This is a genomic window from Belnapia moabensis DSM 16746, assembly GCF_000745835.1.
GTDB classification, from domain to species: domain Bacteria; phylum Pseudomonadota; class Alphaproteobacteria; order Acetobacterales; family Acetobacteraceae; genus Belnapia; species Belnapia moabensis.
The window spans coordinates 1-20,788 of sequence record NZ_JQKB01000073.1 but is presented as its reverse complement, the minus strand read 5'-3'; the positions used below and the strand labels follow the sequence as shown (position 1 = coordinate 20,788).

The following is a 20,788-nucleotide window of genomic DNA, read 5'->3' as shown; positions in this document are numbered from 1 at the left end:
CCTTGACAACTACGCCACCCACAAGCACCCAAAGGTCCGGCAGTGGTTGGCTGATCATCCGCGCTGGGTCTTCCACTTCACGCCGACATCGGCGTCCTGGATCAACGCCGTCGAGGGCTTCTTCTCGGCCATCACACGCAGGCGCATCCGCCGCGGCGTCTTTCAGTCAGTCCCCGACCTGCAGGACGCCATCACCCATTACATCCGCGACCACAACAAGAAGGCCAAGCCATTCGCCTGGACCAGGCCTGCCGACACCATCCTCGGCACGCTGGCCAGGCTTCCTGCACCTTCCGTTTGAGTCAGTGCACTAGAACTTCACCTGCGGCGGGGCGGCGATGGCGGCGCGCTCCGCCTCCGGCAGCTCGAAGAAGCCGCGCGGCAGGAAGCCGAGCGCGCCGGAGAAGAGCACAGCCGGAATCTGCTGGATGGCGCTGTTGTACTCGGCAACGGCATTGTTGAAGAAGCGCCGGGCGGCAGCGATCTTGTTCTCGATGTCGCCCAGCTCCGACTGGAGCTGGAGGAAATTCTGGTTGGCCTTGAGGTCGGGATAGGCTTCCGACAGCGCCATCAGCCGGCCGAGCGCGGCGCCCAGCGCGCCCTCGGCGGCTGCGGCCTGCTCCGGCCCGCGGGCACCGAGGGCGGCGTTGCGGGCCTGCACCACGCCCTCCAGTGTGCCGCGCTCATGCGAGGCGTAGCCCTTCACCGTCTCGACCAGGTTGGGGATCAGGTCGTGCCGCTGCTTCAGCTGCACGTCGACATCGGACCAGGCCTGGCCCGTAGTCTGCCGCAGCGCCACCAGCCGGTTGTAGGTGACGACGAGCCAGAGCACCAGGACGACGACGACGCCGAGGACGATCCAACCCGTCATGCTGCACTCCCTCCCGGGTCACCCGGCGAAGCGGGCGAAATCGCGGGCGATCCTATCATAGATTTCGCGCTTGAACGAAACGGCCAGCGAGGGCAGCTCGGCCAGCCGCACCCAGCGCCAGGCATCGAATTCCGGGTGCGGGTCGAGGTCGAGCCTGATCTCCGGATCCTCGCCGAGGAAGCGGAGCGCGAACCACTTCTGCCGCTGGCCGCGATACTTGCCGCCCAAGGCCTTGCCGAGCAGGTGCGGCGGCAGGTCGTAGCTGAGCCAGTCCGGGTGCTCGGCGATGATCTTGGCGTTGCAGGTGCCGATCTCCTCCTCCATCTCGCGGAAGACGGCGACGGCCGGGTCCTCGCCCGCATCCATCCCGCCCTGGGGAAGCTGCCAGCCGCCCGGCGCGCCCTCGGCATTGGGGAGATCGGCGCGGCGGGCGACGAGGACGAGGCCGGCGCGGTTGAACAGCACCGCGCCGACATTGTCGCGATAGGGCAGATCCATGCGGCAGGGTCCTTTCAGCGGGCGGCGGGGCGCTGCATCAACGCGGTAATCGGGGCAAGGACGAGGCCGCTTGCCTCCACCGTGGCGGTCCAGGCGGCGACCCGGTCGATCAGCACCGGCGAGGCCTCGCCGACATAGCCGAGGGCGGTGCCGCGGTCGCGGGCGAGCGCCTCCAGAGCGCGCAGCTTCAGCTCGATCTCGCCGCGGGTCGCCGGCTCGTCGATGACGAGGTCGATGCTGCGGCCCCAGGCGCGCTCGGGCGAGGGGGCGCCGGGGCGTGGATCGACATAGAGCAGGCCGCGGCTGGCGATGCGGGCCTGGAGGTCGCCATAGGGGCCGAGCATGGCGGCGAAGCGCTCGCCCCGCATCGGCCCGAGCGCGCCGATCGCCCCAACATAGCCGCTGAAGCGGGAGAGCAGCCAGGCCAGCCGGTCCTCGTTCTCCGTCGGCGGCAGGTTGGTCAGCAGGGCGCGATTGCCGGGGTTGTTGAGCGGGTAGCCGGTCGGCTCCAGCGGCAGGGCGAGCAGCACCTCCATCCCCCGGGCGCGGGCTTGGTCGAGGAGGCGGCCGGGCTGCGGCGCATAGGGGCTGAAGGCGAGGGTGACGGTGCCGGGCAGGCGGCGGATCGCCTCCTCGGTCAGGGCGGCGTTCATGCCGAGCCCGCCGATGACGAGGCCGATGCGGGGGCGGCTCTCCTGCCGGTCGAAGGGGCGGCCGAAGGCACGGATGGGGGTACGGCCATCGGGGCCGATGCGGGGCATCGGGCCATAGGGGCCTGGGTCGTGCAGCGCGTCCTCGCCGGCGGGGATGGGGCGGCCAGGCGCCGGGCCGGGGCGGCTGGCGGCCTCGATGACCGGCGGCGGCGCGGGGGATGGCGTGACGGCCGACTCAGCCGAGGGCGTGGGGTGTGGCGCGGCAGCCGGCTCGGCCGGGGCCTCGGCGACGGGCGGGGTCGGCAAGGGCCCGAGCCAGGCGAGAACCGCGGTGCCGCCGCCAATCAGCAGCAGCACCACGGCCCAGCAGAGGATCAGGGCCCGCCAGCCGAAGGACAGGCGCGCCATGCGGGTCAGGTCAGCGCGCGGCGCGCCGGCCCGAGTTCTGCGCCGCCGCCAGATTACGGAGCAGCTGCATCGCCTGCTGGAGCTGGAAGTCGGTCTCCGGCTTGGTCGGGTCGAAGGAGGGTGTGCCCTCGGGCGGCAGGCGCGTCACCCGCTCGGCGATGCCCTGCGGCAGTTGCAGCGGCGGGATGGCGGCGCCCGTCGGCTGCTGCACCCCGCCCTCGTTGCGCAGCGCGCGGCGCAGGTCGGCCTCGCGCTCGCGCGGGATGTTGGCCGTCGCCTCTTGGCGCTGGGCCAGCACCTCGATATCGGGCTCGATGCCCGTGCCCTGGATGGAGCGGCCGGAGGGCGTGTAATAGCGCGCCGTGGTGAGGCGGATGGCGCCCTGGCCGGGGATCGGCATTACCGTCTGCACGCTGCCCTTGCCAAAGGACTTGGTGCCGAGGACGATGGCGCGGCGGTGGTCCTGCAGGGCGCCGGCGACGATCTCGCTGGCCGAGGCGCTGCCGCCATTGATCAGCACCACCACCGGCAGGCCGCCGGTGATGTCGCCGCCCTTGGCGTTCCAGCGCTGCGCATCCTCCTGCCGGCGGGCGCGGGTGGAGACGATCTCGCCCTGCTCGAGGAAATCGTCCGTGACCTGGACCGCTTGGTCGAGCAGCCCACCCGGGTTGTTGCGCAGGTCAAGCACGATGCCCTTCAGGCTGTTGCCGGCCTGCTGGCGCATGGCCTGGATGGCACGGCGCAGGCCGACATCGGTCTGCTCGTTGAAGGAGGTCAGCCGCACATAGGCGACGTCGTTGCCCTCGATGCGGAAGCGCACCACCTGCGGACGGATGACCTCGCGGGTGAGCGAGAGCTCGATCGGCCGGTCGGCGCCCTCGCGGCGGATGGTGATCTTGATGGCCGTGCCGCGCTCGCCGCGCATCTGCTCCACGGCTTCCTGCAAGGTCAGGCCCTGGACGGAATTGCCGTTGAGGTGGGTGATGAGGTCGCCCGCCTTGACGCCGGCGCGGGCCGCGGGCGTCTCGTCGATCGGGCTGATGACCTTAATGTAGCCGTTCTCCTGGGTAACCTCGATCCCGAGGCCGCCGAACTCGCCGCGGGTCTGCACCTGCATGTCGCGATAGGAGCGCTGGTTCAGGTAGGAGCTGTGTGGATCGAGGCCCGTCAGCATGCCGTTGATGGCGTTCTCGACGGCGTCGCGGTCGTTGATCGGCTCGACGTACTCGGCGCGGACCCGCTCGAAGACATCGCCGAAGAGGTTCAGCAGGCGATAGGTTTCGGCCCGGCCGCCGTCCTGCGCCCAGGCCTTGACCATGGGGGAGGTGACCATGGGGCCGAGAATGATGCCGGCGGCGAATGCCGCGCCGACCGTCGCCATCGTCCGAACCCTGCCCTTCATGCGGCACCCGTATCCTTGTTCCGGTGCGGCCCGAGGGCCACGATCCGGCATGTTAGCGCGAAGCCCGGCCGCATGGCAGGGCCAGTATCCGTAACGTCCAGTATCCGGGCGCTCATCCCGGGAGCCAGCTGCGCGGGTCGATGGGCTGGCCGTTGCGCCGGAGTTCCAGGTAGAGCGCCGCCTCGCCAAGCTGTCCGACCGGCTCGCCGGCCAGCAGGCGTTGGCCCGGCGCGGCATCCAGCCGGTCGAGCCCCGCCAGCACGACATGGTACCCGTCGCCGCAATCGACAATCAACAACTGGCCAAAACTGCGGAAGGGCGCGGCGAAGACGGCGCGGCCGCCGCAGGGGCTGACGACGCGGGCACCGGCGGCGGCCTGGAAGGTTAGGCCACGGGAAGGGCCGCCCTCGCCGGCGGCGCCGAATTCCCGCGTGATGCGGCCGAGCACGGGCCTGGCACGGCCGCCGGAGGCGCGGGGCGGCGGGTCGGGCGTGCGGGCGGCCGCCATCTCGGTCTCGGCGCGGCGGTTGCGGGCCTCGGCGGCCTCGCGGGCGCGGGCCTGGGCGGCGGCTGTCCGCTCGCGAGCCTCGGCGGCCCGCTCGCGGGCTTCGGCGGCGGCGCGGGCGCGGGTTTCGGCCGCTTCGCGGGCCTGCTCCTGGCGAAGGCGGGCGAGGGCGGATTCCAGGCTGCCGGCGCGGGCGGCGCTGGCGGCGGCGCGGCGGGCGGCCTCCTCCTCGGCATCCTCGGCGCCGGCGCGGCGGTCGCGGGCGGCTTTCAGCTCGGCCTCGAGGGCCGCGGAGGCGGCGCGGGCCTGGGCCTCGGCCTCGCGTAGGGCGGCGGCACGCTCGGCAGCCTCGGCGGCGCGGCGGGCGGCCTCGGCCTCGGCGGCGCGGAGGGCGCCGGCCTCGGTGGCGAGCTGGCGGGAGAGGCCCTGGAGGACGAGCAGGCCTCGCAGCCGGTCCTCGGGCGGGCCGGGGACGGCGAGCAGGGATTCCGCCGGCCAGAGGCCGAGGCGGAGCATCAGCGGCAGCATCGGCGCCAGCGCCTCGGCCCGGGCGCGGCCCTCGGCGCGGGCAGCCTCGGCGGCGGCGCGGGCGGCGGCGAGGCCTTCCTCCGCCTCGCCCTTGCGCTGGTCGGCCGATTGCGCGCGGCGGGCGGCCTCCACGCGGCGCTCGGCGAGGCGGCGTTCCTCGGCGGCGGCTGCGGCAGCGGCGCGGGCGGCGGCCTCGGCGGCGGCGCGCTCGGCCTGGGCGGCGCGCCGGGCTTCCTCCACCGCCTGTGGGGTGAGGGACTGGGCGGCGGCCGGCGATGCGGCGAGCAGCAGGACGCCGAGCAGGGCTGGGATGCGCGTCAAAGCGCTGCGGCAGATAGCATGCCGGCTGGAGCCGGTGCCATCAGTCCTTGAGCAGCGACACCCCCGTCATTGCCGCCGGCTGCGGCTGGCCCATCAGCTCCAGCAGCGTCGGCGCGACATCGGCGAGGCGGCCATCGCGCAGCGCAGCACCTGACGGGCCGTTGACCAGGAAGACCGGGACCGGGTTGGTGGTGTGCGCCGTGTGCGGGCCGCCGGTGGCCGGGTCCTTCATCAGCTCGCAATTGCCGTGGTCGGCGGTGACGAGCAGGGCGCCGCCCTGGGCCGTCACCGCCTCGGCGATGCGGCCGAGCGCGGCATCCACCGTCTCCACCGCCTTGATCGCCGCCGGCAGGCTGCCGGTATGGCCGACCATGTCCGGGTTGGCGAAGTTCAGCACGACGAGGTCGTAGGTGCCGGCATCGATGGCGGCGACGACCTTCTCGCAGAGCTCGGGCGCCGACATCTCCGGCTGCAGGTCGTAGGTGGCGACCTTGGGGGAGGGGACCATGATGCGGTCCTCGCCCGGATAAGGCGGCTCCAGCCCCCCGTTCAGGAAGAAGGTGACGTGGGGGTACTTCTCCGTCTCCGCCGCATGGAGCTGGCGGAGCCCCGCGCGGGAGACCACCTCGGCCAGCAGGTCCTGCATCGGCTGCGGCGGGAAGAGGGTGGCGAGGACGCGGTTCAGCTCCGTCGAATACTCGGTCATGCCGAGCGCGGCGGCGAAGCGCGGCACGCGCGGGCGGTCGAAGCCCTTGAACCCCGGGTCGAGCAGGGCGTCGAGGATCTCGCGCACGCGGTCGGCGCGGAAGTTGAAGCAGAGCAGGCCGTCGCCGTCGCGCATGCCGGCATAGTCGCCGATGACGGTCGCCGGGATGAACTCGTCGGTCACCTTCTTGCCGTGCGCGGCGGCGATGGCGGCGGCGGCATCCGGCGCGCGCTCGCCCTCAGCCAGCACCAGGGCGCGCCAAGCCTGGCCAACGCGCTCCCAGCGGTGGTCGCGGTCCATAGCGAAGTAGCGGCCGGTGAGGGTGGCGATGCGGAAGCCGGGGAGGCCCGCCGTCGCCGCCTCGAGCGCCTTCAGGTAGCCGGGCGAGGCCTCGGGCGGGGTGTCGCGGCCATCGGTGAAGGCGTGCAGGGCGACGGGGATGCCGGCCTCGGCCAGCACCTTCGCCAAGGCCGCGGCATGGGCCTGGTGGCTGTGGACGCCGCCCGGCGACAGGAGGCCGAGCAGGTGGCAGGTGCCGCCCGACGCCTTCAACTTGCCGATGAGGTCGGTGAGCGGCGGCATGCGGGCGAGCGAGCCGTCCTCCACCGCGGCGTCGATGCGTGGCAGGTCCTGCATCACCACGCGGCCGGCGCCGAGATTGAGGTGGCCGACCTCGGAATTGCCCATCTGCCCGTCCGGCAGGCCGACATCGCGGCCGGAGGTGCGGAGGAAGGCCCGCGGCCCGGCGGCCCAGAGCGCGTCGAAGACCGGCGTCTTCGCCAGGCGCACAGCGTTGTCCGCCTCCTCCTCGCGCCAGCCCCAGCCATCGAGGATGGTGAGCATCACGGGGCGGGGTGCGGGCATGGGCGGGCTCCTCCTGGCGGTGGGACCGGACCTAGACCTCGTGGCGTGCCGGCGCAACGGGCGGGGGGCGGAAGCATGCGATCACGTCCATAAGCGCGGGGCGAGGGAGGGTGCAATGCAGGGGATCGACTGGGCAACGGCGGAAGCGGAGCTGGACGCGGTGGGGGTGGCCCGGCTCGGCCCGTTGCTCCCGGCCGGGGAATGCCAGGCGCTGGTCGCCCTCTATGACGAGGAGGCGCGCTTCCGCAGCCGGGTGGTGATGGCGCGGCACGGCTTCGGGCGGGGCGAGTACCAGTATCTCGCCTATCCCCTGCCGGACCGGGTGCAGGCGTTGCGGGAAGCGCTCTACCCGCGGCTCGCGCCCATCGCCAATCGCTGGAACGAGCGGATGAGCCTTCCGGTGCGCTACCCGGCGGCGCATGCCGATTTCCTTGCCCGCTGCCATGCGGCGGGGCAGGCACGGCCGACGCCGCTGCTGCTGCGCTACGGGCCGGGCGACTACAACTGCCTGCACCAGGACCTCTATGGCGAGCACGTCTTCCCGCTCCAGGTCGTGGTGCTGCTCTCGGCGCCGGGCGAGGATTTCTCAGGTGGCGAATTCGTGCTGACCGAGCAGCGGCCGCGCATGCAGTCCCGTGCCGAGGTGGTGCCGCTCGGCCTCGGCGAGGCGGCCGTCTTCGCGGTCGCGCAGCGGCCGGTGCAGGGCAGCCGCGGCGACTACCGGGTGACGATGCGCCATGGCGTGAGCCGGCTCCGCAGCGGGGCGCGGCATACGCTCGGCATCATTTTCCACGATGCGCGCTGACGTTTTATGGTCAGCGGGGCGATGCTGTTTTTAGTTCACCTCAACTGTAGAGTGTTGCAAAGTCGTAGGTTAATAAATAACACAGCCGGTGTTATGAGGGACCGGTCTGTTCATGAAGTCGATCGTCACGCTCTTCGCCCTGCTGCTGATGCTCGGCTTCGCTGGGCAAATGGGCATGCTCGAGCCGGCTCGCAACTGGCTGGTTAAGCACCATAAAGAAGCGGCGCTGACCGAGGAGCAGGCCCAGGCAGCGCTCGCGCCCGAGGTCTTCACGATCGACAGCCTCTTCGCCACCTTCAGCCAGCTTCCGGCGCCTTGGGCGGCGATCGCCAAGGGTGGGTTCATCCTGCTCTGCGTCATGCTGGCCCTCAGCATCATCGCCGCCATCACACGGATGGTGCTGGGCATCCTGCGCTGGTTTCGGGATGTCTTCGTCTGAGACGTCCCGCCGCGGTCATACCATCTCGTCGGGTAGGGCGGCGATGGCCGTCGCCCCGGCATCGACCGGGACGATCGCTCCCGTCATCCAGCGCGCATTGCCGCCGCAGAGGAAGGCGACGGCCGCGCCGACATCCCAACCCGTGCCTTCGATCTGCAGGATGCTGCGCTTGCGCCGCGCCTCGCGCTTCGCCGGTGTCATGCCGCCGGCCTGGACCATCGGCGTATAGACCATGCCGGGGCAGATGCAGTTGACGCGGATGCCGTCGGCGGCGTGATGCACCGCCATGGCGCGGGTCATGTTGACCACGGCGCCCTTGCTGGTCGGATAAAGCAGGTTCGGGTGGCCGCCGCGCAGCCCGGCGACGGAGCCGATATTGACGATGGAGCCGCCGCCCGAGGCGCGCATCGCCGGCACCGCGTACTTCGCCATCAGCATCATCGAGGTGACGTTGACGAGGAGGCCTCGGGCCCATTCATCCGGGTCCACATCCTCGGCCGTGCCCTTCGGCCCGCCGATGCCGACATTGTTCACCAGCACGTCGAGCCGGCCCCAGCGCCCGGTCGCCGCCTCGACGATGGCGCGGCACTGGTCGGGCTGCGTCACGTCGGCGGCGATGGCGAGGGCCTCGCCGCCCTCGGCCTCGATCATCCGCTGGGTGTCCTGCGCCCAGTCCTCCATCGCATCGGCCAGCACCAGCCGGGCGCCGGCGCGGGCCAGCAGGATGGCGGTGGCGCGGCCATTGCCGACGCCCTCCCCGGGCCGCGAGCCGGCGCCGGTGACGATGGCGACCTTGCCTGCGAGATTCTCCGCGATTTCGGGCATTCCTGTGTCCTCCCCCTTCAGTCTTCCAGCAGGAATGCGAGCGCGCGCTGCGCTATCGCCTCCGGCACCTCATGGCCGCCGTCGAACTCCAGATAAGTCAGCGGATAGCCGGCGCGCTTCAGCTTCGGCGCCAGGCGGCGGCTGCACAGGTCGATGTTCAGCACCCGGTCCTCGGTGCCGTGGCTGAGAAAGAGGCGCGGCTTGCCCTCGACATGCAGCGGCGCGGCGAAGCCGGGCGAGAAGGCCAGGCCATGGGTGAAGAGCGCGCCGTTCATCATGGCGAGCGAGAGGGCATAGGAGGCGCCGTCCGAGAAACCCGCGGCGGCGACCCGCGCCGGATCGACCGGCCAGGCGGCGAAGACCTCGGCAAGCACCGCGTCGATTCGCGCGATATCCGGCCCGTAGCCGCCCTCCAGCACATCCCAGGTCGCGCCGCGGCTCTTCGGCAGCAGCACCAGCGCCGCCTCGGCGATGGGCTCGATCCGCCGCAGCGCCCGAGCCGGGTCGCCGCCCGCGCCGTGCAGCATGAGGATCAGCGGCAGCGGCCCGGCGCCGGGGGCAACCGGCACGCGCAGCAGCGCCTCGCCGAGCGGGTGGAGGCCCGCCGGCTGTGGCCATGGCGCGGCGCCGATGGGTTGCGGTCGGGCGGCGAGGTGGCCTTCTTCCATCACGATGCACCCATCAGCAGGGGTGAGACGCCGAAGATGCGCGGGTGCAAGTGCAGCATCGCCGCCCAGGCCAGCGTCCCGATCACGGGCGGCACCCAGCCTATCTCGCCGGGCGCCAGCCGGTTCCGTCCGGCAAGGATGGCGCCGAAGGGAAGGATGGAGGTGGTGCCGGCGAGCCTTGCCCATTCCGCAGGGGCCCGCTGCGCGAGCTTGGCGTCGATGCTCGGCATCCCCACCAGGGCGGTGACGAGGAAGGCGCCGAAGAAGAGCAGCGCGGCGCTGTCGCCATTGCCGATCATGTGGATCGCCGCCCAGAGCGCGAAGGACCAGAGCATTGGGTGGCGGGTGATGCGCTGGATGCCGCGCGCCTCCGCACCGAGCTGCGTCTCGCCGCCCACCGCCGTCGGGTTGCGCTTCGCCACCGAGGCGACGAAGAGGATGAAGGCGGGCAGCATCAGCAGCGCCAGCACCCAGCGCAGCCAGCCTGGCGCGAACCAGAGCGGCGTGGTCTCCGCGGCCTCCCACGCCTCGATGAGGAAGAAAATCGAGGCGAAGGAGGCCAGCGAGAAGGCGATGCGGAAGCTGCCCTCGCCGATGCGGCCGGCGATCGCGCCGCGCAGCCGCGTGCCGGCGATGCCGACATGGACGCCGATCCAGACCAGGGCCGCAATCGCCAGCATCGTCATCCCCTCAAGGTCTCCAGGGCCGATGATAGGGGTGTCCGGAGCGGATGGCCTGCACCCTGTACCATTGCTCGGCGAGCAGGCCGCGCACCAGGAAATGCGGCCAGGTAAGGGGGCCGAGGGAGAGGCGATGATCCGCCCGTGCCAGCACCGCCTCGTCCAGCCCCTCCGCCCCGCCGATCAGGAAACAGAGCGCCTTGCCCGTCGCCTCCCATCGGGTGGCGAGCGCCGCCAGCGCCTCGCTGCCCGGCGACTCGCCGCCGAGGTCGAGGGCGATGGCCAGCGCCGCCTCGGGCAGGGCGGCGAGCAGCGCCGAGCCCTCCCGCCTTCGGATCTCGCCCGGGCTGCCGCGCGCCTCGGGCAGCTCCGTCACCGCGAAGGGCGGGCGGAGGCGGGTGTTGTGCTGCTCGAACAGCGCCGCCTCCGGCCCGCCCTTCAGCCGGCCGATGGCGATCAGCCGGGGCGCCCGGCTCACGCCTCGCCAGGCTCCTCCGCCGGCGGCGGGGTGCTGTCCTCGGGTTGCGGGCTGTCCGGGCCCCACATCCGCTCCAGCGCATAGGTCGCCCGCGCTTCCGGCTTGAAGAGATGGATGACGAGGTCGCCGCAGTCGATCAGCACCCAGTCCTCCGAGCCCTGGATCGCATCCCGCCGCAGCTTGAGGCCGACCTTCTCCAGCGCATCCTCCAGGTGGTTCGCCATGGCCTGGATCTGCCGCTCCGAGAAGCCCGTTGCGATGATCATCCGGTCGGTGAAGCTGGCGCGGTCGGCGACGTCGAGGACGAGGATGTCCTCGGCCTTGTCGTCCTCGAGGCTGGCCTGGGCGGCGGTGACCAGCTGCTCCAGCCGGTCCGGCGGGGCCTTCTCCTTGACGCGGGGATGGCGGGCGGGCTTCGCCTCCGGCCCGGCGATGACCTGGCGCTTGCGCGGGCTCGGCTCCTCCTGCGGGACGGGCTTGGGCGGCACGCCGACGGGGCGGCGGATGACCTTCGCCTCCGGCATGGGCCGGGCGGGGACGAGGTGCGGCGCGACGGGCCGGGACGGGGCACGGGCGGCGCCGCGCATCGGCTTCGCGGCGACCGTCTCCGATCGCGCGGCGCGGGGCTTCGCGGCGCCGCTGCGCAGGGGCTTGTCCTCCGTGGTGCGGCGGGTGCGCGGGGCCGTGCCCTCCGCCCTGCGGCTGCGCGCAGGCGCGTCCTCGGCGCTGCGGCGGCTGCGCGTGGGCGCATCGGGCGAGGGCTTGGCGCGGCCGCGCGGGGCCGGGCTTTCTACCCTGCGGCTGCGCGTCGGCGTCTCCTCGGCGCTGCGGCGGCTGCGCGCCGGTGCCTCGGGCGCGGCCTTACTGCGACTGCGCGGGGTCGTGCTCTCTACCTTGCGGCTGCGACTCGGCGTCTCCCCGGCGCTGCGGCGGCTGCGCGTGGGCGCATCGGGCGAGGGTTTGGCGCGGCCGCGCGGGGCCGGGCTTTCCGCCTTGCGACTGCGCATCGGCGTTTCCTCGGCGCCGCGACGGCTGCGCGTGGGAGCCTCGGAGGCAGGTTTGGCGCGGCTGCGGGGCGCCGGGCTGTCGGCCTTGCGGGTGCGGGCCGGCGCCTCCGCGGCGCCGCGGCGGGCGCGAATGGGCGCCTCGGCCGCGGGCCTGGCGCGACCGCGCGGCGGAGCGGCCTCAGTCCGCGCCGGGGCACGGCTCTTCGCCGCCGGCTTGGCGGCGCCGCGCGGGGCCTGCTTGCCCGGAACCCGCGGCGTCGTGGGCTTTGCCGCGCGGGTTGGCCGGGTGGTGGATGTGCTCTTGCCCCCGCCAGGGGGCCGTGTGGCGCGCGCGATGGCCGCCTCCTCTGTTCTTCGTGGTTGCTTCTATAGCACGCGGCCGGCGGCGCGGCGGATTGCCGTCGCCGAGGCCGGATGTTCCCGCGCCGGCACCAGGCTCCAGCCCGCATGCCCGCCCGTCCCGCATCCGTCGAGCAACGCGCCCGGGCGCCTTCGGTGCCGCGCCAGCGCCCGCGCCGCCTGCCCCGAGAGCGCCCGCCGGGTCTCGCCCGGCCGGGGCAGCACCGCGAGCGGGGTGCCGCGCGCCAGGGTCCGCCACCCTTTCCAGCGCGGCAGCTGGGAGAGGTTGTCGGCGCCTATCAGCAGCACGAAGCAGGCACAAGGGAAGCGCCGGCGCAGCAGGGCGAGCGTCGCCACGGTGAAGCGGGTGCCGAGCCGGGCTTCGATGTCGGTCGCGATGATCCGCCGCCCATCGGCGATGCGCCGGGCAGAGGCCAGGCGCTCGGCGAAGGGCGCCATGCCGCGGCGCGGCTTCAGCGGGTTGCCGGGCGAGACCAGCAGCCAGACCTGGTCGAGGCGGAGCGCCCGCAAGGCGCGCTCCGCCACATGCCGGTGCCCGGCATGGGCCGGGTTGAAGCTGCCGCCGAGCAGGCCGATGCGCGCCCGGCGGCGATCCCCATGGGCCTGCCTCACCTGACCTGCAGGCCGACCGAGACCGGCTGCGCCAGCATCCCCTCGTAGCGGAGGGTGTAGCTGCGCCCGGCCACCGCCGGCACCGAGGGCGCGAAGCCGCCGAGCGAGACGATGTCGCCCGCCTTCAGCCGCAGCCCCTGGCGTGCGAGGTCGCCGACCAGCCAGGGGATGACGTTCAGCGGATGGCCGAGCAGGGCGCTGCCCGGCGCGCGCGCCAGCTCCTTGGTGTCGTCGGCAAGGATGACGGTCATCGAGCCGAGCCGCGCGGCGAAGGCCTCCGTCGCCTCGACCGGGATCGGCGTGCCGGTGACGCCGAGCCGGGCGGCGACGTTGACCGAGACCAGCAGCGGCCCGTTCACCGGACCGCCGAGGCCGACGCGGGGCAGCTCGATATAGGGGATGACTTGGTCGAGATGGCGGAGGATCTGCACATGGTCGGCGCCGGCGGTGTTGATGCCCTCGTCGCGCACGCGGACGAGCAGGTCGGCCTCCACGCTGACGCCGGCGATCTGCGGCGTGAGCTGAAGCGTGGCGCCGTCGCGCAGGCTCATCGTGCTCTCGAACATCACGCCGTAGACCGGGCCGGAGAGGCCGAAGGCGCGCTGCGTCGCGGCGCCCGTCGCGCCCGCCTTGTAGCCGATTGGCCGGCCGAGCTCGGCGGCCAGCAGCGGCACCAGCTTGGCGCGGGCGCATTCCGCATCGGCCATGGAGAGGTCGGGGTAGGGCTCCGCCGGCCGGCCCGCGAGCAGCGCACCGGCGGTCGCTGCCACCGCCGGGTCGGGCGGGCAGGCGGCCTCGGCGGCGAGGCTCGGCAGCAGGGCGGCGGTCAGCAGAAGCAGGTGGCGCATGGATGGTCCCTCCGGTTGGGGAGGGATCAGGGCCTGACCTGTCCACTCCCGATCACATGGTAGCGGTAGGTGCAGAGCTGCTCCAAGCCGACCGGGCCGCGTGCATGCAGCCGGCCGGTGGCGATGCCGATCTCGGCGCCGAAGCCGAACTCGCCGCCATCGCAGAATTGCGTCGAGGCGTTCCAGATGCCGACAGCCGAGGCGAGGCCGTTGAGGAACTCCGTCGCGGCCTCGGCATCCTCGGTGACGATCGCCTCGGTGTGCTCCGAGCCGAAGCGGCGGATATGCGCGAGCGCCGAGGCGACGCCGTCCACCACCGCGACGGAGAGCACCGAATCCAGCCATTCCGTGGCGAAATCCGCCTCCGTCGCGGCGGACAGCTCCGGGCAGATGGCCCGTGCCTTCGCGTCGGCGCGGAAGTCGCAGCCCCGCTCGCGCAGGTCGGCGACCAGCACCGGCAGCAGGCCGGGGGCGATGGCGGCGTCGATCAGCAGAGTCTCCGTCGCCCCGCAGACGCCGGTGCGGCGCAGCTTGGCGTTGAGCAGGATGGAGCGTGCCATCGCCGGGTCGGCCGCCGCATGGATATAGGTGTGGCAGAGCCCCTCGGCATGGGCGAGGACGGGGACGCGCGCCTCCTCCATCACCCGGGTGACGAGGCCCTTGCCGCCGCGCGGGATGATGAGGTCGATGAGGCCGGCAGCGCGCAGCATGGCGCCGACGAAGCCGCGATCGGCCGTCTGCGCCACCTGCACGGCGGCCTCCGGCAGGCCGGCGGCGCGCAGCCCGGCGGCCATCGCCGCATGGATGGCGGCGACGCTGCGCAGGCCCTCCCGCCCGCCGCGCAGGATGACGGCATTGCCGGACTTCAGGCAGAGCGCCGCGGCATCGGCGGCGACGTTGGGCCGGCTCTCGAAGACCATGCCGATGACGCCGATGGGCTGGGCGATGCGACGGATCACGAGGCCGTTCGGCCGCGTCCATTCCGAGAGTGTGCGGCCCACCGGGTCGGGCAGCTCCGCCACCTCCTCGAGGCCGCGTGCCATGGCCTCGATGCGGGCGGGGGTGAGGGTGAGGCGGTCCTTGAAGGCGGCCGACAGGCCGGGTGCGGCGGCGAGATCGGCCTCGTTCGCGGCGAGAATCGCCGGGGCCGTCTCGCGGATTGCGCGGGCGGCCTCGCCTAGCGCCAGGTCCTTCGCCGGTCGCGGCGCGCGGGCGAGGTCGGCGGCGGCCGTGCGGGCGGCGCGGGCGGCGGCTTCGAGCTGGCGGGCGGCTTCGTCGGCGAGGGCGTTCATGCAGCAGACCTAGCGCCTCGCCATCGCCGGGCCAAGGGGGCGAGGGCGCGGGCCTGCCCGGCGTTCAGAGCACCACGAGGTCGTCGCGGTGGACCACTTCGTCGCGCCCGCGCCAGCCGAGGATGGCCTCGATCTCCTCCGAGCGGTGGCCGGCGATGCGGCCGGCATCCTCCGCGTCATAAGCAGAAAGGCCGCGGGCCAGCTCGCGCCCCTCGGCGTCGCGCACGCTGACCGGGTCGCCGCGGTGGAACTGGCCCTCGACGCGCCGGATGCCGGCCGGCAGCAGGGAGGAGCCGCGGGCGAGCGCGCGCGCCGCGCCCTCATCCACCACCAGCGCGCCGAGCGGGGCGAGGCTGCCGGCGATCCAGCGCTTGCGGGCGGTGCGGCCCTCGGGCGTGGGCAGGAACCAGGTGCAGCGCGCGCCCTCCTGCATCGCCCGCAGCGGGTTGTCGCGCGCACCGAGGGCGATTGCCATGGCGGTGCCTGCGCCCGTCGCGATGCGGGCGGCGATCAGCTTGGTGCGCATGCCGCCCGAGGAATAGCCGGGCGGCGGCTCGCCCCCCATCGCCATGATCTCCTCGGTGAGCTGCGGCACGACGGGCAGGTGCGCCGCGCCCGGGTCGCGCCGCGGGTCTGCGGTGTAGAGTCCGTCGATGTCGGAGAGCAGCACCAGCGCATCGGCGGCGATCATCTCGGCGACGCGGGCGGCCAGGCGGTCATTGTCGCCGAAGCGGATTTCCGCCGTCGCCACCGTGTCGTTCTCGTTGATGACGGGGATGCAGCCGAGCTCCAGCAGCGTGCCCAGCGTGGCGCGGGCATTGAGGTAGCGGCGGCGGTCCTCGCTGTCCTCCAGCGTCAGCAGGAGCTGCGCGGCGGCGAGGCCATGGCCGGCGAGCGCCGCCTGCCAGGCGCCGGCAAGGCGGATCTGCCCGACCGCGGCGGCCGCCTGCTTCTCCTCCAGCCTGAGGCGCTTGCGGGTGAGGCCGAGGGCGCGCCGTGCCAGCGCGATGGCGCCGGAGGAGACCACCACCACCTCCGTCCCCCGGGCGCGGAGAGCGGCGATGTCGGCGGCGACGGAAGCGAGCCAAGCCTCGCGCGGGGCGGCCGTCCGCTCATCCACCACCAGCGCGGAGCCGATCTTCACCACCAGGCGGCGGGCGGCGGCGAGGTCGGGGAGGGCAGGGGCACTGGTCATGGAGGCGCCGCATAGCACGGGCGGCGCGGACATGGAAAAGGGCGCCCCCCGCCGGAGGGCGCCCTTCCCTTGCTTGTCGGCCGTTGCCTAGGCGAAGAGCATGTCGCCGGCAGCGATCTTGCCGACATGGGCGAGGAACACATTGTCGCTCGTGCCGTCGAAGCTGATCAGCAGGCCGGAGACGCCGTTCTCCGAGGTGGCGGCGGTGTGCATCGCCGACTGGCTGAAGCCCTTGAAGGCCAGCTTGTCGGCGCCGCTGGTGAAGCCGTCGATCACCACATGCCCCTCGCCCCTGTCGATGGCGAAGCTGTCCCTGGCCGAGGTGCCAAGATAGGTGGCGCCGAAGCCCTCGGCCGCTTCCCGGAAATGGAAGTCGTTCGGCCCGTTGATCTTGAAGGCCGCAGTGTCCCTGGAGAAGGTTGCGCCCTTGTAGCTGAGGTCGTCGATGTAGAGGTTGCGGTCGCCGCCCGACCCGGAGGCGTCGTTGATGAACTTGACCGTCAGGACATGGCCGCCAGCACTCCAGTCGCCCTTGATGGTGATGACGTCGCTGGCTTTCGCGGCGTGGGAGGCGCTGGCAGTCTGCGTGCCGCCGATCTGCTTGCCGTCGACGCTGACGATGTACTGGGCGCTGCCGTTATAGGCGTCCTGGCTGACCTTCATGACGATGGCGTCGCTGCCGGCGCCGATGGTCTTCACCAGGCCAGTGGTCGGCGTGCCCGGGGAGGGGCTCGGCGTCGGCGCGGGCGGAGCGGCCTTGGTGAAGCCGAAATCGACCGGCCCGTTCGTGCCGAGATCGGCCGTGCCCCTGGCCAGCGCCGTGCCGTTGAAGGTGATGCCGTCGACATGCAGGTTGCGGTCGAGGCTGGGAGAGCCGCCATAGGCATCATTGAGGAAGTTGACGGTGACCTTGTGGGTGCCCGCGCCCCAATCGCCCTTGACGGTAATGATGTCGTCCTGTCCGGCGGCATGCGAGGCGCCGGCGGTCTGCGTGCCACCGACCTGCTTGCCGTCGACGCTGATGGTGTACTGCGCGTGGCCGTTATAGGCATCCTCGCTGATCTTCAGCACCAGCGTGTCGGAGCCCGTACCGATGGTCTTGATGACAGGCGTACCCGGCGCCGGCGCGATCGGACCGCCCGTGGATCCACCCGTGTTGCCGCCGGGCACCGTGCCGGTCCACTGCGACATCACCACATTGTCGATATGGGTGGTCACCTTGCCGGGCGTCGAGCCGTTCGGCCCGCCGCCGAGCCAGGCCTCGCTGTTGTTGGCGACGTAGCTCATCGCGCCGAAGCCCATGGCGGTGTCGGGGATGATGTCCGGGTTGGTCCAGCTGGCGACCACCTTGCCGTCCACCGCGATGGTGAGCAGGTTCGGCAGCCAGGTCATCTTGTAGTGGTGGGTCTGGCTGGAATCGATGCCGCTCAGCTTCGCGCTGTAGGTGTCCTGGTTGTTGGCGCCGGCCCAGTGGACCGTGTGCATGGAGCCGCCCTTCGGCGTCTCGAGGATGTCGATCTCGCCGTCGCGCGGCCAGGCATCGGACTTCGGCCACATCAGGATCGCGGCCTGGGTGCCCTGCGCCTTCTCGACCCGCACATCGAACTCGACCGTGCCGTACTTGATGGTGAGGTTGGCCGCCTTGCTGTTGAATCCGCCCGCGCTCCAGCTGCCGTTCGAGTGGCGAGTCGCGCTGACCTGCATTTCGCCGCTGGCGACCTTGACGTCGTTGGCATTCCACCAGAACGCGCCGTTACCGTAAGAGCCGCCGTGATAGGGGGAGCCCCATTTGGAGTAATTATAGCCGGCACTGAAATCATCAGAGAGCACGACGCGGTACTGGTTGCCGCTGGCATCCGTGGAGACTGTTCCGACCGAGGAAACCATTCTTTTTTCTCCCTAAGAATGCGTGATCCACGAAAACGTGATGTAGCTTACGGTTGAGATGTATGTCGTATGCAACCTGCAATAGCAAGCCGTGAATGATGTTTTGCAAGATCACAGTATGTTAGCGGAATGTTAAGCGAGGCGGACAAATCGTCGCCTTGGCGAACTCGAGCGGCACTGTGGCTTTGAGGCCGCCATGCAGGAGACCGCGATCCGGGTGAACCGCGCCCCGGTGCTCACCCTTTGGGCGGCCGTGGTGGCCGGGCGCCTAGGCCTTGCCCCGGCGACGGCGCTCAGCCTGGCGAGCGTGGTGGCGGGCACCGCGGCCCGAGCCAAGGCGCGACGACTGGGCCTTGCCGAGGGCCGGCCAAAGGATGAAGGGCAGGCGCGGCCGGCGCGGGAGGTGGCCCGGCTGCTCGGCCGCGACATTCCGCTGGTCCATGGAGAGAATGGGACGGTGCTGGCCGAGCGTGACGGCCATCCGGTCCCGGCCGGGCCGGTCGAGGCCTATCTGGCCCGCGCCTTCGGGCCGCGCCTCGACGAGGTGCGGGCGACGATGGACGAACTGGCCGGCAGTATCGCCCCGGAGGAGCTGAACCGCATCGGCTTTCGCCTCTATGAAGCCTTCCGCCCCGACGTACCCGCGGATGTCAGCGGCTGGGGCGCGAAGGGCCGTCTGGAGCTGGCGCGTATCCGGGCCGCCGCCGATCGCTGAGGCCGTCGCAGCCCCCTTCGTCCATGGCGCCGGCGGCCGGCTTCGCATGCCGCCCCGACCGGTCCGAGGCCCGGCGATGCGCCGGATGCGGTACGGGCCCGGCTTGCCATTGCGGCCTGTGGAACGGCGCCAACCGCCCGATGTTCGGAAGCGACCGAGGGAGAAGCAGGATGACCGATCCGCAGGACGCCGCCGCACGGCAACGCCGCATCCTCGAGCAGGTGCGGGAAGCCGACCGCACCCGCCCGGCCGAGCCGATGAAGGGGGCCATGCAGGCCGGTGCCCGCCGCTACCCGGAGCCGCCCTTTGCCCGGGAGCGGATGGACCGGCCCGGCATCGAGGCAAGCCAATCCCTCTCGCCCATGTATGACGCGCCCTATTGGCAGGGCTCCGGCAAGCTCGCCGGGCGGGTCGCCGTCGTCACCGGCGGCGACAGCGGCATCGGCCGCGCCATTTGCGTGCTCTTCGCCCGCGAGGGGGCCGATATCGCCATCATGCATCTGCCGCATGAGCAGGAGGATGCCGATGTGGTCCGCGCCGCGGTGGAGCGCGAGGGCCGTCGCGCCATCACTATCGCTGGCGACATCACCGACCGGGCCTTCTGCTTCGCCGCCGCCGACCGGACGGCGAAGGAGCTCGGCCGGCTCGACGTGCTTGTGAACAACGCCGCCTTCCAGCTCCACTGCAACCGCTTCGAGGACCTAACCGAGGAACATTTCGATCTGACGGTGAGGACCAACCTCTACGGCATGTTCCATATGAGCCAGGCCTGCGTGCCGCATATGCAGCCGGGCTCCACCATCGTGAACAGCGGTTCGGTGACGGCGCTCGCCGGCAATTCCGCGATCCTCGACTATTCGATGACCAAGGGCGGAATCCATATCTTCACCCGTTCGCTCTCCGGCAGCCTGGCCCCGCGCGGCATCCGGGTGAATGCGGTCGCGCCGGGGCCGGTCTGGACGCCGCTCAACCCGACCGAGAACCCGGAGAAGGTGGAGAGTTTCGGCAGCAACACGCGGATGGGCCGCCCTGCCCAGCCGGAGGAGATCGCGCCCGCCTATCTCTTCCTCGCTTCGCCGCAGATGTCGAGCTTCATCACTGGCGAGGTTCTGCCTGTGATCGGCGGCTATACGGATCGCTGAGCCGATCTGCATGGATAAGGCGGCGCGGCTGGCTGCGGCGGTGATGGCGCAGATAGCCGTCGCCGCCGCGGTCGGGCCGGAGGGGCATGGATCACTGGTGCGGTCATCAGGCGGATCGGTCAGCGGCCGGGTCGGAGCTTTGCGAGGCCGAAGCCGGATGCATCCTCGACGTCGAGCAGTGAGGGGCGGCCAAGCGCCAATTTGAGGGCCACCCCGATCAGGTCCAGGCGCCAGAGCCGCACCAACCGCGCTGCGATTGGATTGGCTTCCGCGTGACCGGCACGGCTGGAGATGCGCGAGGTGCAACTCGGACTGTTGCTTGAAGCGCTCCCCGTTACGGGATCGGTGACGGCGGCCGCCTCACCGGAGGACCGGCTGCCATCGATTTGAAAAAATCCGCAGGCAGGGGGTTGTGGCGGAATGCGGGAGGGGCTATTTCCCCGCTCCGCCGCAAGGTGGCCCTGCAAGTCGGCCCGAGTAATCGGGGGCGATGGTTGGTAAAGGTTAAGACCAGCCATTGTATCCGTCGAGAGACGGACCTTCCGAAAGGAAGTCAAAAAAAGGTCTTGAAAGTCGCGCCGCAGGGCGCTACATCATCACCACCGGACGATGCCAAGCTCTAGGGTTTGACACTGCTCCGGTTCCTGATTTTGGCACCTTCGGGTGCTTGCTTTTTGTCTCGCAGTGATGCGGGGCGTTCTTCTGCCTTCGGGTGGGGGTGTTCTTTGATAATCGCATCGGTCTTTTGGAAGACGATGGATCGTCGCTTGGCTTTACGGCTGAGGGATGGTTTGCATCGAGAGTGGTGAGCGGAGTCTGATCGAAAGGCGTCTGCGTGGCCTGGCTTTGGCTGGGTTGCGAAGATGAACCTGAGAGTTTGATCCTGGCTCAGAGCGAACGCTGGCGGAATGCTTAACACATGCAAGTCGCACGGGGGCTTCGGCTCTAGTGGCGGACGGGTGAGTAACGCGTAGGAACGTGTCTTGGGGTGGGGGATAACGCTGGGAAACTGGCGCTAATACCGCATGTCTGCTGCGGCAGAAAGCCTTCGGGTGCCTTGAGAGCGGCCTGCGTCCGAT

21 protein-coding genes and 1 rRNA gene are annotated in these 20,788 nt (G+C 71.5%); 6 read left to right on the top strand and 16 right to left on the bottom strand.

What is annotated here, in order from left to right; translation table 11 throughout:
- Positions 1-301: IS630 family transposase (locus EP26_RS25035; protein WP_043342723.1), on the top strand; the 301-nt coding region annotated here is incomplete at its 5' end.
- 9 nt (positions 302-310) lie between these two features.
- Here EP26_RS25035 and EP26_RS25030 read toward each other — a convergent pair.
- From EP26_RS25030 to gpmI, 6 genes are all read right to left on the bottom strand, one after another.
- Positions 311-871: a LemA family protein gene (locus EP26_RS25030; protein WP_043342721.1), complete on the bottom strand. Its 561-nt coding sequence runs from the start codon at positions 869-871 to the stop codon at positions 311-313.
- Between the two features lie 18 nt (positions 872-889).
- A complete protein-coding gene (locus EP26_RS25025; protein ID WP_043342719.1) occupies positions 890-1,369 on the bottom strand; it encodes an RNA pyrophosphohydrolase in 480 nt (159 codons plus the stop codon).
- A gap of 14 nt (positions 1,370-1,383) precedes the next feature.
- Complete coding sequence (locus tag EP26_RS25020; protein ID WP_052389652.1) at positions 1,384-2,430, bottom strand: divergent polysaccharide deacetylase family protein; 1,047 nt, start codon at positions 2,428-2,430, stop codon at positions 1,384-1,386.
- Between the two features lie 10 nt (positions 2,431-2,440).
- On the bottom strand, positions 2,441-3,832 hold the full coding sequence (locus EP26_RS25015) for a S41 family peptidase (protein ID WP_043342716.1): 1,392 nt from the start codon (positions 3,830-3,832) through the stop codon (positions 2,441-2,443).
- A 112-nt stretch (positions 3,833-3,944) separates the two neighbouring features.
- The gene (locus tag EP26_RS32415) at positions 3,945-5,186 is read right to left on the bottom strand and encodes a murein hydrolase activator EnvC family protein (protein WP_052389651.1); all 1,242 of its coding nucleotides are present in this window, start codon (positions 5,184-5,186) and stop codon (positions 3,945-3,947) included.
- 40 nt (positions 5,187-5,226) lie between these two features.
- Positions 5,227-6,756 (bottom strand): 2,3-bisphosphoglycerate-independent phosphoglycerate mutase, encoded by a 1,530-nt coding sequence (gene gpmI, locus EP26_RS25005; RefSeq protein ID WP_043342713.1) that lies wholly within the window; start codon positions 6,754-6,756, stop codon positions 5,227-5,229.
- A 115-nt stretch (positions 6,757-6,871) separates the two neighbouring features.
- Here gpmI and EP26_RS25000 point away from each other — a divergent pair, with 115 nt between their 5' ends.
- The gene (locus tag EP26_RS25000) at positions 6,872-7,561 is read left to right on the top strand and encodes a 2OG-Fe(II) oxygenase (protein ID WP_052389650.1); all 690 of its coding nucleotides are present in this window, start codon (positions 6,872-6,874) and stop codon (positions 7,559-7,561) included.
- A gap of 112 nt (positions 7,562-7,673) precedes the next feature.
- Positions 7,674-8,000 carry a hypothetical protein gene (locus EP26_RS24995; RefSeq protein WP_043342710.1) on the top strand — a complete coding sequence of 109 codons (327 nt, stop codon included), beginning with the start codon at positions 7,674-7,676 and terminating at the stop codon, positions 7,998-8,000.
- Positions 8,001-8,015: 15 nt separating this feature from the next.
- On the opposite strand, the gene EP26_RS24990 is transcribed toward EP26_RS24995, so the two are convergent.
- The 10 genes from EP26_RS24990 to EP26_RS32410 form a co-directional block, all read right to left on the bottom strand.
- Positions 8,016-8,825, bottom strand: coding sequence for an SDR family NAD(P)-dependent oxidoreductase (locus tag EP26_RS24990; RefSeq protein WP_043342708.1), 810 nt, complete (start codon positions 8,823-8,825; stop codon positions 8,016-8,018).
- 17 nt (positions 8,826-8,842) lie between these two features.
- Positions 8,843-9,493, bottom strand: a complete 651-nt coding sequence (locus tag EP26_RS24985) for an alpha/beta hydrolase (RefSeq protein WP_043342705.1) — start codon at positions 9,491-9,493, stop codon at positions 8,843-8,845.
- On the bottom strand, positions 9,493-10,179 hold the full coding sequence (locus tag EP26_RS24980) for an NnrU family protein (protein ID WP_043342702.1): 687 nt from the start codon (positions 10,177-10,179) through the stop codon (positions 9,493-9,495). Before EP26_RS24980 ends, EP26_RS24985 begins: the two co-directional genes overlap by 1 nt.
- Before the next feature lie 4 nt (positions 10,180-10,183).
- Entirely contained in the window at positions 10,184-10,651 is a 468-nt protein-coding gene (locus tag EP26_RS24975) for a 23S rRNA (pseudouridine(1915)-N(3))-methyltransferase RlmH (protein ID WP_043342700.1), read from the bottom strand.
- Positions 10,648-11,175: a ribosome silencing factor gene (gene rsfS / locus EP26_RS24970; RefSeq protein ID WP_084112952.1), complete on the bottom strand. Its 528-nt coding sequence runs from the start codon at positions 11,173-11,175 to the stop codon at positions 10,648-10,650. Before rsfS ends, EP26_RS24975 begins: the two co-directional genes overlap by 4 nt.
- An 849-nt stretch (positions 11,176-12,024) precedes the next feature.
- Positions 12,025-12,630, bottom strand: coding sequence for a nicotinate-nucleotide adenylyltransferase (locus EP26_RS37725; protein ID WP_043342697.1), 606 nt, complete (start codon positions 12,628-12,630; stop codon positions 12,025-12,027).
- The gene (locus EP26_RS37720) at positions 12,627-13,478 is read right to left on the bottom strand and encodes a 2-keto-4-pentenoate hydratase (protein ID WP_043342694.1); all 852 of its coding nucleotides are present in this window, start codon (positions 13,476-13,478) and stop codon (positions 12,627-12,629) included. Before EP26_RS37720 ends, EP26_RS37725 begins: the two co-directional genes overlap by 4 nt.
- 26 nt (positions 13,479-13,504) lie before the next feature.
- Positions 13,505-14,770 (bottom strand): glutamate-5-semialdehyde dehydrogenase, encoded by a 1,266-nt coding sequence (locus EP26_RS24955; RefSeq protein WP_043342692.1) that lies wholly within the window; start codon positions 14,768-14,770, stop codon positions 13,505-13,507.
- A gap of 64 nt (positions 14,771-14,834) precedes the next feature.
- Positions 14,835-15,965, bottom strand: a complete 1,131-nt coding sequence (gene proB, locus EP26_RS24950) for a glutamate 5-kinase (protein WP_043342728.1) — start codon at positions 15,963-15,965, stop codon at positions 14,835-14,837.
- Between the two features lie 87 nt (positions 15,966-16,052).
- Positions 16,053-17,852: a carbohydrate-binding domain-containing protein gene (locus EP26_RS32410; protein WP_052389649.1), complete on the bottom strand. Its 1,800-nt coding sequence runs from the start codon at positions 17,850-17,852 to the stop codon at positions 16,053-16,055.
- A 196-nt stretch (positions 17,853-18,048) separates the two neighbouring features.
- Between EP26_RS32410 and EP26_RS24940 the strand changes: the two genes are divergently transcribed.
- The 3 genes from EP26_RS24940 to EP26_RS24930 form a co-directional block, all read left to right on the top strand.
- Positions 18,049-18,567: a hypothetical protein gene (locus EP26_RS24940; protein WP_043342690.1), complete on the top strand. Its 519-nt coding sequence runs from the start codon at positions 18,049-18,051 to the stop codon at positions 18,565-18,567.
- Positions 18,568-18,737: 170 nt separating this feature from the next.
- Positions 18,738-19,709, top strand: a complete 972-nt coding sequence (locus EP26_RS24935) for an SDR family oxidoreductase (protein ID WP_043342688.1) — start codon at positions 18,738-18,740, stop codon at positions 19,707-19,709.
- A gap of 865 nt (positions 19,710-20,574) precedes the next feature.
- Positions 20,575-20,788, top strand: a 16S ribosomal RNA gene (locus tag EP26_RS24930); the annotation flags it as partial.

Coding starts and splice junctions, on each gene's coding strand:
- EP26_RS24990 (WP_043342708.1), bottom strand. CDS start 8,825: ATGCCCGAAATCGCGGAGAATCTCGCAGGCAAGGTCGCCATCGTCACC.
- EP26_RS24935 (WP_043342688.1), top strand. CDS start 18,738: ATGACCGATCCGCAGGACGCCGCCGCACGGCAACGCCGCATCCTCGAG.
- proB (WP_043342728.1), bottom strand. CDS start 15,965: ATGACCAGTGCCCCTGCCCTCCCCGACCTCGCCGCCGCCCGCCGCCTG.
- EP26_RS25030 (WP_043342721.1), bottom strand. CDS start 871: ATGACGGGTTGGATCGTCCTCGGCGTCGTCGTCGTCCTGGTGCTCTGG.
- EP26_RS25000 (WP_052389650.1), top strand. CDS start 6,872: ATGCAGGGGATCGACTGGGCAACGGCGGAAGCGGAGCTGGACGCGGTG.
- EP26_RS37720 (WP_043342694.1), bottom strand. CDS start 13,478: ATGCGCCACCTGCTTCTGCTGACCGCCGCCCTGCTGCCGAGCCTCGCC.
- EP26_RS24955 (WP_043342692.1), bottom strand. CDS start 14,770: ATGAACGCCCTCGCCGACGAAGCCGCCCGCCAGCTCGAAGCCGCCGCC.
- EP26_RS25025 (WP_043342719.1), bottom strand. CDS start 1,369: ATGGATCTGCCCTATCGCGACAATGTCGGCGCGGTGCTGTTCAACCGC.
- EP26_RS24985 (WP_043342705.1), bottom strand. CDS start 9,493: ATGGAAGAAGGCCACCTCGCCGCCCGACCGCAACCCATCGGCGCCGCG.
- EP26_RS24995 (WP_043342710.1), top strand. CDS start 7,674: ATGAAGTCGATCGTCACGCTCTTCGCCCTGCTGCTGATGCTCGGCTTC.
- EP26_RS24980 (WP_043342702.1), bottom strand. CDS start 10,179: ATGACGATGCTGGCGATTGCGGCCCTGGTCTGGATCGGCGTCCATGTC.
- EP26_RS25015 (WP_043342716.1), bottom strand. CDS start 3,832: ATGAAGGGCAGGGTTCGGACGATGGCGACGGTCGGCGCGGCATTCGCC.
- EP26_RS25020 (WP_052389652.1), bottom strand. CDS start 2,430: ATGGCGCGCCTGTCCTTCGGCTGGCGGGCCCTGATCCTCTGCTGGGCC.
- rsfS (WP_084112952.1), bottom strand. CDS start 11,175: ATGCCGGAGGCGAAGGTCATCCGCCGCCCCGTCGGCGTGCCGCCCAAG.
- EP26_RS24940 (WP_043342690.1), top strand. CDS start 18,049: ATGCAGGAGACCGCGATCCGGGTGAACCGCGCCCCGGTGCTCACCCTT.
- EP26_RS32410 (WP_052389649.1), bottom strand. CDS start 17,852: ATGGTTTCCTCGGTCGGAACAGTCTCCACGGATGCCAGCGGCAACCAG.
- gpmI (WP_043342713.1), bottom strand. CDS start 6,756: ATGCCCGCACCCCGCCCCGTGATGCTCACCATCCTCGATGGCTGGGGC.